12 protein-coding genes and 2 pseudogenes are annotated in these 13,118 nt (G+C 59.0%); 6 read left to right on the top strand and 8 right to left on the bottom strand.

All coding sequences use genetic code 11. The annotated features are described in order from the left end of the window. Positions 1-244: 244 nt before the first annotated feature. Entirely contained in the window at positions 245-409 is a 165-nt protein-coding gene (locus tag BLU15_RS40165) for a hypothetical protein (protein ID WP_244546830.1), read from the bottom strand. Here BLU15_RS40165 and BLU15_RS26655 point away from each other — a divergent pair. Beyond that, positions 375-1,206: pseudogene (locus tag BLU15_RS26655) on the top strand (protein-L-isoaspartate O-methyltransferase). The gene BLU15_RS40165 and the pseudogene BLU15_RS26655 overlap by 35 nt on opposite strands. Continuing rightward, a complete protein-coding gene (locus BLU15_RS26650) occupies positions 1,193-2,374 on the top strand; it encodes a tyrosine-type recombinase/integrase (RefSeq protein ID WP_090299606.1) in 1,182 nt (393 codons plus the stop codon). The pseudogene BLU15_RS26655 and the gene BLU15_RS26650 overlap by 14 nt, the downstream one beginning before the upstream one ends. Before the next feature lie 64 nt (positions 2,375-2,438). Here the strand turns inward: BLU15_RS26650 and BLU15_RS26645 are convergent, their stop codons facing one another. Together BLU15_RS26645 and BLU15_RS26640 are read right to left on the bottom strand one after the other, a co-directional pair. Next, positions 2,439-2,756, bottom strand: a complete 318-nt coding sequence (locus BLU15_RS26645; protein ID WP_060608248.1) for a type II toxin-antitoxin system RelE/ParE family toxin — start codon at positions 2,754-2,756, stop codon at positions 2,439-2,441. A gap of 2 nt (positions 2,757-2,758) precedes the next feature. Further along, positions 2,759-3,004, bottom strand: coding sequence for a type II toxin-antitoxin system ParD family antitoxin (locus tag BLU15_RS26640; protein ID WP_060608251.1), 246 nt, complete (start codon positions 3,002-3,004; stop codon positions 2,759-2,761). A gap of 417 nt (positions 3,005-3,421) precedes the next feature. Here BLU15_RS26640 and BLU15_RS26635 point away from each other — a divergent pair. Continuing rightward, positions 3,422-4,318: pseudogene (locus BLU15_RS26635) on the top strand (recombinase family protein). 272 nt (positions 4,319-4,590) lie between these two features. Then, positions 4,591-4,854 carry a hypothetical protein gene (locus BLU15_RS26630; RefSeq protein ID WP_060644955.1) on the top strand — a complete coding sequence of 88 codons (264 nt, stop codon included), beginning with the start codon at positions 4,591-4,593 and terminating at the stop codon, positions 4,852-4,854. Between the two features lie 218 nt (positions 4,855-5,072). Here the strand turns inward: BLU15_RS26630 and repB are convergent, their stop codons facing one another. Next, positions 5,073-6,053 (bottom strand): plasmid partitioning protein RepB, encoded by a 981-nt coding sequence (gene repB / locus BLU15_RS26625; protein ID WP_090299603.1) that lies wholly within the window; start codon positions 6,051-6,053, stop codon positions 5,073-5,075. Positions 6,054-6,101: 48 nt separating this feature from the next. Further along, positions 6,102-7,325 (bottom strand): plasmid partitioning protein RepA, encoded by a 1,224-nt coding sequence (repA, locus tag BLU15_RS26620; protein ID WP_082566386.1) that lies wholly within the window; start codon positions 7,323-7,325, stop codon positions 6,102-6,104. A 530-nt stretch (positions 7,326-7,855) separates the two neighbouring features. Here repA and BLU15_RS26615 point away from each other — a divergent pair. Together BLU15_RS26615 and BLU15_RS26610 are read left to right on the top strand one after the other, a co-directional pair. After that, complete coding sequence (locus BLU15_RS26615; RefSeq protein ID WP_244546822.1) at positions 7,856-9,091, top strand: 8-amino-7-oxononanoate synthase family protein; 1,236 nt, start codon at positions 7,856-7,858, stop codon at positions 9,089-9,091. Between the two features lie 69 nt (positions 9,092-9,160). Continuing rightward, entirely contained in the window at positions 9,161-9,679 is a 519-nt protein-coding gene (locus BLU15_RS26610; protein ID WP_159416293.1) for a GNAT family N-acetyltransferase, read from the top strand. Here the strand turns inward: BLU15_RS26610 and BLU15_RS26605 are convergent. From BLU15_RS26605 to BLU15_RS26595, 3 genes are read right to left on the bottom strand one after another with little or no spacing between them, the layout of a single operon-like run. Continuing rightward, complete coding sequence (locus tag BLU15_RS26605) at positions 9,621-11,159, bottom strand: M81 family metallopeptidase (protein ID WP_143034265.1); 1,539 nt, start codon at positions 11,157-11,159, stop codon at positions 9,621-9,623. The two genes, BLU15_RS26610 and BLU15_RS26605, sit on opposite strands and share 59 nt — an antisense overlap. Positions 11,160-11,167: 8 nt before the next feature. Next, positions 11,168-12,241 carry an ABC transporter substrate-binding protein gene (locus tag BLU15_RS26600; protein WP_090299592.1) on the bottom strand — a complete coding sequence of 358 codons (1,074 nt, stop codon included), beginning with the start codon at positions 12,239-12,241 and terminating at the stop codon, positions 11,168-11,170. A 39-nt stretch (positions 12,242-12,280) separates the two neighbouring features. Further along, a complete protein-coding gene (locus tag BLU15_RS26595; protein ID WP_244546829.1) occupies positions 12,281-12,997 on the bottom strand; it encodes an ABC transporter permease in 717 nt (238 codons plus the stop codon). Positions 12,998-13,118: the final 121 nt, after the last annotated feature.

Here is a 13,118-nt window from a genome sequence, read left to right as displayed (position 1 = left end):
GAAGTTTTCTCGCAGGGTCTGATAGTCTTCCTCGATCCTGCGGATGGTCGGTTCAAGCATCACGTCACCGACCTTGTTCTCGCGTGCAAGACGCAACTGCGTCAGCGGGCCCGCTAGCCCCTGCGGCACGTCGCTTGCGCGCCATCGCGATGGCGAGACCCGGCTTCGGCAGTTTTGACGACGTCCGCCGGCCAGTTCCTTACTGGATACGGCTGATAGTTGCGGCAATCACTATCGATAGGTTTCAGGTATCGATAGTGATGGTTTTCGAGTCGCAAAGACGATAATCTCGCTGCATTGCCGGAGCCCCCATGATTGCAACGTCCTTTTCGTCCGCCGAGCTCACAATAATCCGCCGCGCCTTTGCCTGCCAGATGATGGCTGCAGCCGGCATCACCGACACGCGCATCGAAGCAGCCTTCGCCGCTGTCGCGCGCGAAAAGTTTCTTGGCGAAACACCCTGGCAGATCGCCGAACCGCGCGGCGGATACCGCACGCTGCCGGCTGGCGACCCTGTTGTACGCCTACCAGGACGCTTTGTTCGTCCTGGCCGCGGACAAGGGCATTCATAACGGCAGTCCGGCCTTGCACGCGCGGTTGTTGGCGGCGCTCGAACCTCAACTCGGCGATCGTATCGTGCACGTCGGCGCTGGGATGGGTTACTACACCGCCATCTTGGCGGAGTTGGTGGGACCGGCTGGGCATGTCTACGCCGTTGAAATCGACGATGCCCTTGCCAGCCGAGCCAGAACGGCACTTGCCGATCGGAACAACGTCACGGTGATCGCCGCCGACGGGGCGCAGTGGGAAAAGCAGGCGGCCGATGCCGTGTACGTCAATTTTGGCGTCGCCCGCCCGGCGGACGCTTGGATCGAAGCGCTCCGGCCGGGCGGACGTCTGGTAATGCCGCTGGGTGTGCCAGGTCCTGCGCGTCGCTCCAAAGAGGGCCGCCATGCTTCCCATGGCGTGGCGCTCAGGATTGAGCGCCACTTAGAGAGCTTTTCAGCCCGTTGGCTCGGACCCGCGTTTTTCGTGTGCGCAACTGGGCAACTCGCGACGGATGCCGACCAGCTCGACGCTCTGACGGCGGCCTTCACGCGGGGCGGCGTCGAATTCGTCAAGAGCCTGATCTGGAAGGCAGTCCCACCGGTTGAGCGCTGCTGGTATGTCGGCAAAGACTGGGCACTGTGCTATGACGAAAACTAAGGCGATCGGCAAAAACGGTACCTGCCGCGATGGCGCCCTTAAGCGCGCCGAAGAACTCGACGCGCTCGACGCCATCCTGCCGTTCGATCGCCGCGACCAGCTTGCTGTCCTGTTGACGGATGACGACGTCGCCACACTCAAGCATTTGGCCAGCGAAGGCATAGGCGACAACACGCTCAGGGCGCTTGCCTCCGATCTCGGTTACCTCGAGACCTTGTGTCAGCTCGCCACGGGCACTCCCCTTCCCTGGCCAGCCCCGGAAAGTCTGCTGTTGAAGTTTGTCGCCCACCATCTGTGGGACCCCGTCAAGCGAGCGGCCGATGCGTCCCATGGCATGCCGTCGGAGGTTGAAGCTGGCCTTCGGTCCCATCGGCTGCTGCGCGCCGACGGGCCGCACGCCCCGGAGACTGTTCGGCGCCGGCTAACGAGCTGGTCGATCCTCACCCGCTGGCGCGGCTTGACCGGAGCCTTCGATGGGCCGTCGCTCAGATCGGCGCTGCGACTTGCGGTCCGTGCCAGCGCGCCCCCACGGCAACGCAAGAGCAGACAAGCGGTCACCGGCGACATCCTGGCGAAGCTGCTGGACGCCTGCGCGGGTGGACGCCTGGTCGATCTTCGCGACCGCGCCTTGCTTCTGACCGCTTTCGCCTCCGGCGGCCGTCGCCGGTCGGAAGTGGCTGGATTGCGGTTGGATGAAATTACCGACGAGGACCCCGTGCTGGCGGATCCATCGATCCCGGACTCCCCTCCCCTTCCCTGCCTCGCCATCCGGCTGGGTCGGACGAAGACGACCACCAGCGATGACGACGAACATGTACTGCTGATCGGCCGACCGGTGACCGCATTAAAACGGTGGCTCGAGGAAGCCAATATCAAAGAGGGTACGGTGTTTCGCCGGATTGACCAGTGGGGGAACATTGATCGCCGTGCGCTGACGCCGCAGTCGGTCAATCTGATCCTCAAAAACCGGTGTAAGCAGGTCAGTCTCGACCCGACCCTGTTCTCGGCGCATGGACTGCGATCAGGTTATCTGATTGAAGCCGCCAATCGTGGCATTCCCCTTCCGGAAGCGATGCAGCAGTCGTTGCACAAATCCGTGACGCAGGCCGCCCGCTACTACAACGACGCCGAGCGTAAGCTGGGACGAGCGGCGCGGTTGGTTACCTAGCGCCCCCCGCTCGCTCATCCTTGGTAGCGGCAATCGGCAGTCAGGCTAGCGGGGGCGTGGGGTGCTATTCGTTCGCGTCGACCGCGGAAAACAACTCATCGATATCGCGATGCCCCTCGATGATATTGACGACCTCAAAACGTTCGTCGGCGTACCGGAAAAAGATGACGTATCCTTTGAACGCCGCGCTGCGTATATCGAGGCGCAATTCCGGCCTTGCTCGGCCGAGGGTGCCGGGAAGATCTGCCAGTGTCCGGCATTTTTGCCGAAGTTCTCCCACAAACCGACGTCCCGCCATCAAACTACCGCTCTGTCGAGTGATGTATTCGAGAATATTGACCAGGTCTGTGAGTGCCGAAGGCAGCATACGAAGCTGCGGCACCCTTAGAAGCCTTCCTTGGTCAGTTGAGCGGCCTTGGCTTCCAGCGCCGCGTCAATATCTGCGTCGGATGCTTCGCCGCCATCGGCGATCGACTTGTTGAGCAGGCTGGTCAGAGCCCTCAACTTCTGCTCGCGCTCCTCGACCAGCCGCAATCCTTCACGCACGACTTCGCTGGCCGAACCGTAACGGCCGTCCTTCACGATGTTGGATACAAAGGCTTCCCAACGGTCACCAATGGAAACGTTCATGTCACACCTCCGTTTGCCCGCAAGCATCGCACAATAACATAAATTGCGCAATTATTGACACTACGCCACCACCCCAAATGCGAACGCTCAATTCCGCATTCAAGAGGCCTTGAGACTTGGCGAGTGCCGCATCAGCGCCATCAGCGTCGACCCAGGCTCGCGCTCAAATCCCGCAGAGAGCCGCCGGGCCGAATTGCCCGCCCATTCCAGAGTTTGGGCGATAATGACAACTGCATTTCAGCCGCAGAAGCCCGTTGACGCGCGTTTGCCTATATGGATGCGCCGTTGCTCGCCCCGGGCACCGATTTGAGCCTGGCGGGCCGCTATTCAGTACATAAAACACGCTTGCAACTGAGCAATTCCTCACGCATTTCTTATCTGTACAAACCAGCTTGAGATGAGGCCGGTGAAAGCGCGATGGCAAAGCGACTAACAGTTAGCGTCCAACAGCCTCAAAGACGGCTGATCGGCTACGCCCGCGTCTCGACAGACGGCCAGATCCACGATGCCCAGATCGATGAGCTGCGAGCTGCCGGCTGCGACCGCATCTATCAGGAGCACGGTTCTGGGGCATCGCGCGCGCGCCCAGTTTTGGTCAAATTGCTTGGCGAGCTCACCGCGGGAGATATCCTCGTCGTCGTTCGCCTCGATCGGCTGGCCAGCCGTGAGCCATCTATTGGCAGTGATCGAGGATCTTGAAGAGCGCGGTGTGCATTTCCGCTCGATCCGCGATCCGATCGATACATCGACGCCTCAGGGCATGTTCTCCCTCCAAGTTCTCGCCGCGGTCGCCCAACTCGAGCGGGCGCTGATTGCCGAACGCACCAAAGCCGGCATCAAGGCGGCGAAGGCGCGTGGCAAGCTCCCGGGAAACCCGGGCTTGCGAGAACGGCCACCGGAGGCCATCAAATCAGTCTCAAAAGCACGCGCAAAGCGTTATCTCGACGAGCTCATTGCATCCGCGCAAACTTGGCTGCCGATGGTGCGGCAACTGCGGCCTCACCACAGTTGGGACAACGTCGTGCGGGTGCTTAATCGCCGCGGTCACGACTGGACCGTCGAGCGCGCTTGGTGCGCGACAAGCTCGCGGAAAAAGACCTCCTGGCCCGGTCCCCTCGCCGTGCGCCCGAAGACCATCTGATGAAGCTGGTAGCGGCGATCGCCATTGCCGATCCCAATCTGTCGCTCCGCGACATTGCCGCCAATTTGAATCAGATGGGAGAACGGACTGTGCGCGGCGGCAAGAAATGGCAGCCTTCCTCCGTCCGCGACCTGCTGGACGAAGCCCACCGATATGGCCTCATCCGCCATTGAAGGCGCGGCTCATCAGGCGACCGATCGCGTGCTTCCTCTGCCGACAGGGTCTTCCAAGCTATTGACGATCGGCGCCGCCGGCCGACGGTAATTGCCGCCGTCTCGCAGCTTCAGCCAAGCGCCTGCATCCTCATCCGCCGCGGTGGGTTCTTTTGGCACCGGCTCCCCCCTCCCCTCCATGCCGATCCGGCCACGGTGTTTAAGAAGGTTGGCACTTTGGTGCCAGAATTTTTGATTGGCCGCCGTATCACCTTCGGCGCCGGAAACGCCGCTTGGACCATAGAAACAATGACCAACCCCCAGCGGTCGAAATACTCGAAAGCTTCACCGGCTTTTCAGACGACGATGGGCATTTGGACGATGCTGCCCTGATTGCCGAGCATGTGCTGGACAATCGTTGTCCCGGCTCGTGGGTGGTCACCGGCGGCGGCGCCGGGATCAAGGTGAGCAGAACCGTGGCGAAACTGAATGAGGCGTTCCAGGTTGTCGGCATCGGCGTAGCGGCGATTCGCGCAAAACCAACAGCGAGGTGCTGACCCTAACACCGGGTTAGCGCTGACGGTCACTCTATGCGCTGGGCGCAAATCAGCGTTGCCGGGGTCGAAGTTGCCGGCCGACAATTTTCCAGTTTTATTATTTTTTTTCAATTACTTAGATAACTTCGGCACGACGACAGCGGGGCCATCTTGCTCATCAGGCGCTAAAGCGAGCTTCCACGATGGTTACCGTCTGGGGGCCTTTTTCTTTTGAGCGTTCAGTCTTCCTTCCCGTCATTCGCCGCCAGGAATTCGGAATAGAGCCGATCCAGGTTTTCAGCGAGATACTGCCCGAAGCGACCGGCGTTCTTCGATTTCATTGAAAGTTCGAAGGCCTTGCCGGAGTTCGAATACTGAGCCGAGACTGCCTTGTCGCTTGTCTGCCAGCTTTCCTTGGATTTCAGTGACATCTTTTTGACGGGTTGCCCCGACGTATCCAGTGCCTTGAATAGCGTGTTGAACCGCTCGTCGCTTGAAAGCGATTGGAAGCTCGGATCGCCGGCGATGTCGTTCACCTTTTCCGCATTGGCGGCCTTGCCTACCAGAAGCGAAAGCTCGAGCCAGCGGTCGCGCCCAGTCGAGGGCGCCGCACCGATTTGCTCGATGACTACCAACGGCACCCGTTCAGTCACGCTCATCATCTTCGAAACCGCCGTCTTGTCCGCAGCAAGAGCTGATGCGATCACTCCACGGTCGTAACCAAGCGCCTCCAAGCGTGAAGCAAAGCTGGCACGTTCGATGAACGAGAGGTTGGCGCGGGCTGAGTTTTCCTGGCCCTGAGCGATAACGTGTGTCCGGTCATCGATTGCTTTGACAACTGCCTTGACCTTACGGCCGAGTTCGCGCGCTACACGCACACGGCGATGTCCAAAGACGATCTGATAGCGTCCGGATGCAGACGGGTGAGGGCGCACGAGGATCGGCGTGTCCTGGCCGCGTTCGGCAATTGCCGCCTTCAATTCTTCAAACTGCTCGCTATCGTCCGTCAAACGATCAAGCACAAAGGACCCATCCACCGTATCCGGATCGAGCTCGACGACGGCTTCACCTTCGAGGAACTTGTCGGCCTGCTTAGAGAGTTCGTCGAGAGAACGCACCATGCTCTTTGACGCACCACGCATGGGATAGGCTGGCGCGGTATCCGCCTGCGGGATCTCCGCTGCGTCTACCAGTCCCGCCAACAGATTTTTTCTCGCCATGTGCCTGCTCCGTTCTACCTAACCGACTGAGTGTGAAGGTTGATGTGATCAGCGTGCAGCCTTACGTCCCCAGGACGCATGCACGAGTTCAGCGATTTCGGCATTGACCGCATTCAAGGATCCAATCGCTCGTTCATAGGTCGAGCGCGTCATCTGGGCCTTGTCGACCTCATAAAGTGTCTGCTTTGTAATTCCAGCGTCAGAGATCGCTGTCGACTTCAGCATCTGGTTCTTCAAAACGAACTGGTGAAACAGCGTCTGCATGAACCCTACCATCTGCGCCTGTGGCCCGTCCGTTGGCTCGTAGCGCGTGATGACGTAGCGGTACCATTCGAGATTGACGGCGGCACCAGCTTCGCGGATCGGCTTCAAGATGCCGCCCAGCATTAGCAAGAACTGTCCCATCGACATGACATCAAGCATCTGGGGGTGGATAGTGACAAGTACGCTTGTCGCCGCGGTCAGGGCGGTGATCGTCAGGTAGCCGAGTTGAGGTGGGCAGTCGATGACAACCACGTCGTAGCGATCTTCGACCTCGACAAGCGCGCGCGAAATGCGCGTGAAGAAGGTCTTGCCATCGTTCGAGCTCTTGTTCGTCATCGCGAGGGGCGTATCGTACTCGAATTCCTGCAGCTCAAGGTTGGCGGGTACGATGTCGAGGCCGGGGAAGGTGGTCGGCAGGATGATATCGGTGATCGATCGCCGTTGCTCGTCGTAGCGGATCGCTTCGTAAAGGGAAGGCGTCATGTCGAGCTCGGGCTGGAAGCCGTGAAGCGAAGACAGCGAGGCCTGCGGGTCGAGGTCGACGGCGAGCACTCTGTGACCTGTCAGTGCCATGTACTGCGCCAGGTGAGCGGCAGTGGTAGTCTTGCCCGATCCACCCTTGAAGTTGACGACCGCAATGATCTGGAGCTTCTCGCCAGCGCGCCGGCGTGGCACGTACTTGCGCGCTTCGGAGCGACCATGCTGGTCGAGGTACTGGCGCAGTTCCTCCATCTGCTCGGCGCTGTAGGAACGGCGGCCCGACGAAGACGTCTGGGGGAGGGGGCCTTTGCTCTCAAGGTGGAGCTTCTTCAACGTGCTTTGGGACACCCCGAGGAAATCAGCGACCTCCGAGAGCGAGAATTGGCGCAGCAGTTTCTTGGCATTCGGCGGGAACTGCTGCATGCTCAACAGGTGCAGCTTCTTTGAAATCAAATCGCCCTGTTCGAGGATCAAATCCTCAAAGTGCATCGGCTGTGCGGGAGCCATGGACAGCGAATTAGCGTTCATTGCAAGGAAGCTCTCAAATAACGGTTTTTCAGGCAGGAACTCATCCTAACCGTTATTATGTGCGGTTCCTTTCGTCTGACAAGGAATATAGAGTTAACAAAGGGTTAACTCAGAGCGGATCGACAGCAGAACATGAAGTCAATAGAGCGCATTTTCCCACTGTTTTTCAATACCTTACCTGCATACTCTCCGCATTAGGGCCGCCGCAAGTTTTGCACCGGAGAGTCTCTTATGCCCTTCCGGCTTTCGGGGCTCGACGTGTGCACAGGCACTATTTCGTCTCCGACTCACACCGCCCGACCGAATCGCCGCCCTTAGACGCCGCTATGTTCGATTCTGCGCTGACCGTTAACCGTCCAGCACTACCACCGAGAAGGGCCGTCAAACTTGTTCGTAAAATCATTGCACAATGCCACCCATGGCATACGAAAATTTGCAGAAACTTGTTCCGTTCTTTTGCCGCCGTTCGTTGAGTGAAAAGTGATCTATGCCACCTTTAGGCGCGACAACCGCTCTTGATGGAGGCAAGGATGCTCACGGATTTCGTGGCCGGAACCGATCAGACTGTCCGAAGGAACACTGCCGCGCTTATTCAGTCGTCCGATGAGTGTTTCCGGGCGGCACAGGCGGCCGGCCTGATCGGGGTCTCCGCATACCCAAATCGGGGGCGGGGCGTTGAACTCCAATCAGCAAACGATGCAGGCCGTAACATCGTGGATTTTGTTCGTTGCTCGTATCTCGGGCTGGACAACCACCCGCGGATAGTCGCCGGAGCAATCGAAGCGCTCGAACAATATGGAAACCTGCACTGGTCATGCGCGAGAACACGCCTCAATTTCAAGATCGCATTCGATCTTGAAGACGCTCTGTCAAAGCTATTTTCCGCTCGGGTTATCGTTTATACGACTGTCCTCGCTGCAAACATGGGCGCCTTGCCGGTTCTTGCCTCCGGCCATCTGACCAACGGAGAGAAACCCGTTGTCGTGTTCGACAAATTCGCGCACGCGACTCTGGCGTTTCATAAGGCGACGGTCGCTCTTGAGACAGAAGTCCTGACGATAGCGCACAACGACATCGAAGCACTCGAGCGCGTGTGTCGAACGGGCAAAAAGGTCGCCTATGTCTGCGATGGCGTCTATTCCATGGGCGGCGCAGCGCCAATCCGAAACCTCCAAGAGCTGCAGAGCCGATATGGCATGTTCCTCTACATCGATGACGCGCATGGCATTTCGATCTTTGGCGATAAAGGACAAGGCTTTGCCCGCTCCCAGCTTGAGGGCCCGCTTGGGGACAGCACAATTATCGCGGCTTCGCTCGGAAAGGGGTTCGGCGCATCCGGCGGTTTGCTGATGCTCGGAACGGAGCGGCAAGAGGAGCTTTTTCGCAGATACGCGATCGCTCACGCGTTCTCCGCCTCTCCCAACGTTGCCGCTCTTGGAGCAGCGATCGCCTCCGTAGCGATTCATGAGAGCCCCGAACTGGCGATCAGGCAACGGGACCTGGGTGAGAAACTCGCTTTGTTCGACCTCCTGACGCCAACCGAACATCGTGGCACCACGTTACCTATAAGGACTTTAACGATCGGCGACCACGTCGAAGCCATCGAGACTGCGCGCTCCCTGCTGGACATGGGATTTTACACCTCGGTGATCTTTTTCCCGACCGTAGCGCGAGGGAAGGCCGGGATCCGTGTGTGCCCAACCGCCGGCCATACCATAGATGAGGTCAACGGCCTCGCAAACGCTGTCGCCAAGATAATGCGCTGAGCAACCGAGGGCTCTCAGATGTCGTATCGAGGGGCAAGAGAGGCGTGCCTGGAAACGTCGCGCCTTTACATGCGTCCCACCACGAACGCCGATGGTGACGGCCTCTATCATGTCCACCGGGATGTCGCCGTGTCGCTGCTTCTGGCCAATGTGGATCAAATGAGCAGGAGTTGCTCGGATCATCTGCTTCAAGGCTATGTTCAACACTGGCGATCCTTCGGCTGCGGGTTTTATCTCGTCTTTGATAGAAAAGAGGCAGCGAGCCCTCCAATTGGCAGATGTGGTCTTCGGATCACCCCCGACGAAGAAGCCGAGCTCGGCTACTGTTTCTTAGCCGCAGCCACCGGCCGTGGTGTGGCGACAGAGGCGGCGGCGGCCGTCGTTGACCGCGCGTTCCAGACAATGTCGATCAATCAGATCGTCGCCTTCGTTCGGCCGGAAAACCATCAGTCCATGCGCGTTCTCACAAAACTCGGGTTTCAAGACCTGGGCTTCGTAGAGCAGGGAAGAGCCCACAACCGGTTCATACTCAATCGATCCGTTCGGCATGGCTTGAACCAGCGATCGGCCCCCGTACCATGGTCGTGACCGGGGAGGAGGCCTGCGCATGCTCTGGCCAAAAGCGGGCGCGTTTGTAGTTGAAGACACCCTTTTCATAGTAGCCGACGCCCGGGCTACGCACGAGCAGAGGTTCTCCGTAGTCAGCAAAATTGAGCTTGAAATGGTAGCCGGACTTCACAACGATAAAGTCCTTGCTGCTTAGCCCGACACCTTGGCTGGTAAAGACAGCCGGGTCATGGCTGAAGGCTGGATGAGTGGTCAGCAACACCGAAAGCCGTCCGTCGATTTCGAGCACAGCCGTATCGCCCATCGTGCACGCCTGTCCCCCTTGAAACGGGCCGGCAAGAACGCAGTGTCCGTCGCCAAGATGTCTGACGACGGCCTTCACAGGATACGGTAGAAAACCCGGGGTCACCCGCCCGCCGATCAGAATTTCGAGTGACGCTCCTTGTCCGGCGGTGTGCGCTGCGATCACTGCTTGGGGATCGGTCAGTGACATAGCACCCCGCAGGCCGGGATACCTTTCCAGAGCGGCCTGCAGGATGGCTGTACTGTCGCCGGGCGCCCCTGCAAGAATGCGGTCACCCATGTCGGCGAAGATGTAGCGCTCGCCGTGGCTAGCGGCACACTTCGTCAGCGCCTCGTCGATTGACAAAAGGTCATCGATAAACTCGTCTCTCCGGATCCAGAACGCCTCAGCAAGATTCCTTGCTATGGTTATCGGGTCGGCTTTGCCATTTGTGGTAACCACAACTGCTTGTCCGATATCGTGATCATCCGAGTAACGAAACACGTTGAACAGCGATATGTCCCATATACCCGGATCAGAACTGACGTAATCGCGCGCCATCTCGTGCAGGTCATAAAGGGGGCCCGTCGCAGTCTCTCCAGCTCCAGGCAGGATCATTGGAACCTTTGCCATTGTCGTGACAGGTTTCAATCGACCATCCAGCATCGCCAGTATGCAGTCGGCAACCTTGTGGCCACATTCGACGACATCGGAATGAGGGTTCTCCTTGCAAGCGATGCAGATGTCGACCGCTTCGATCATATCCACAGTGACGTTGGCGTGGAGGTCGAGGCCGATGGCGATTGGTACGTCAGGACCGACGAGCGTTCTGAGTTCCGTAAGGAGCTCCCCTTCGGCATCGGGGCATCTGGTCGTCGCCATGGCCCCATGCAGTTCCAACGCGATGGCATCCGGCCGATGAGCCTCAACATCACCGAGCAATTGGTCCCGCAGTTCCACATAGAACTCATGCTCGACAAGTCCGCTCGGAGGGGCGGAGGCAGACAAACTTCCGACGATTTCGACATCGGCTTCGGTTAGCCGGCAAATGATACCGCCGATCGTCGAACCACTCTTCCGAGCTTTCTCGAGGAAATCCTTGCCTGCCATGATCTCGAAGGCGTCCCGCCCGGTGACCCGAGGATTAAAACCGTTCGACTCGTGCCAGATTCGAGCGACAAGGACGGTTTTTCTTGGTGAGTTGAAGTCAGTGCTCATCTTGATCCTTACCTGATCCACGCATTCCAGCGTTCGAGCAGCCGCGGGGCGTTCGCGTTGATCCACTCGGCATCGGGCACGATGATGTGCTCTTCAATGTCGACAGGCGAGGGCATGCTGGCCCGCACTTCAGCCGACATCATTTCGATCGCAAGGTTGCTAGGCGGTGTGCATGAAAGCAGCTCACAGGCTCGCGCCTGGGCCTTCGGATTGTTGAGCCAATAGGCCATGAGCTTGAGAGCGTTTTCTCGATTGGGAGCATCCTTGAGCAGGGCGACGCGGTCTCCGACAAGAAAGGCGGCCTTGTAGGACCAGCCGATCGGGTGGCCCTCGGCTTTCAGCGCCGTTGCTCTGGTCAACCAGATTTGACCGAGACTGTAGTCCTTGTTTCTGAAACCCTGCACGCTTTGGTCGCCCGTCTTCCACCACACCGATACGGACGGGCGGATTTCATCAAGCTTCGCAAACGCCCGATCAACGTCGAGAGGAAAGAGCTTGTCGCGCGGCACCCCATCGGCAAGCAGTGCCGCTGCCATCACGCGCCAGGGGTCATCAAAGTTGGGAAAGGCTCTGCGGCCGGGGAACCGCTTCGTGTCCCACATGTCCGCCCACGTCTCGGGAACCGGCGCGGACGCGTTGCTGCGGTCATAGACGAGCAGCGTTGCGGTAGACTGGAGCCGGATTCCGCCCGGTCTGCAGGCGTCCGCAACCAGGTCTTCACGCCCGTCGAGGTTTCTGCAGAAGTCACTGATATCCGCAGCAGTCTCGAGGTGTTGCGGGGACATCGCCTGTATTTCGCCCTGCATGAAGAGATCCCAGGACACGTTGCCGGTCTTGACCATCGCAGTGGCCTTGGCCCGCATTTCCGCATTGGTTGCCGCGACGGTTTTCACGGTGATGCCCGTTTCCTTTGTGAAAGGGTCGAACCACGCTTCGCGCAAGGCCTTGTCGTAGGCCCCGCCGGTTGAGGCAATGATGACCTCTTCGTTGGCGCTTGCATGGCCGCTCGCGCCCAACACAAGTGCGAAAGCTGCAACGATGAAGGTGCACGGCCGCTGTATGAGATACTTGGCTGCTGTCATTGGATTTTCCTCCCGGGAATAAAAATGTTGGCGTTTGTTTCAGCGTTTCTTTGCGAAGGTCTGGACGGATGCCATCAGCAAAAGCGAAACACCGACGAGCAGCGTTGATGCGGCTGCGATGACGGGCGTGAGATTGAAATCGATGTCCTCGAACATCTTGCGGCTGATCGTCTTGCCGCCCGTGTCGGAGATGAAGAACGCCACCGTTGCCTCGTCGAAAGAAGCAAGGAACGCGAAGACGGAAGAAGCGGCGATCGCCGGGGCAATATTCGGCAGAACGACGGAAAAGAAGGCACGCGGTCTGCTGGCCCCGCAGCTAAGTGCAGCAAGTTCGAGGACCGGATCGAGACGTTGAAGGGCCGCACTCACGGTGATGACCACATAAGGTATCGAAAGCACGGTGTGAGCGATCAGAAAGCCGAGAAAGTTGCCCGTCAACTGAAGCGGTGCAAACACGAGATAGAGCGCAACGCCGAGAACGATATGCGGAACGATCATCGGCCCGATCGAAAGCGCCTGAATAATCGGCTTCCCCGCAATCTGACCCCGCACGAGGGCGATAGAGGCCAGGGTCCCGACGACCGTTGCGGCAACTGTCGTTGAAAGGGCAATTCTCAGGCTGAAGAGCGTGGCAGAGAGCCACTCTGGATCGGCGAAGAACTCCCCATACCAGCGTAAACTCAGACCACGCGGCGGGAACTCGATGAACTCGCCGGCGCTCAACGACATCGGGATGACCACGATCGTGGGCAGCATCAGGAAAAACAGGACGGCGGCAACAACGATCCGAGCGAGACCGCCCGTGACGGATCTCGACAGGCGTCCTGATCCTGCGAGGGTCATTTGAGTGAACTGCAATGGAGTTTGAGAAGTGGTT

This window comes from Ensifer sp. YR511, from assembly GCF_900103045.1.
GTDB classification, from domain to species: Bacteria; Pseudomonadota; Alphaproteobacteria; order Rhizobiales; family Rhizobiaceae; genus Ensifer; species Ensifer adhaerens.
This window is presented reverse-complemented; position numbering and strand designations above follow the sequence as displayed.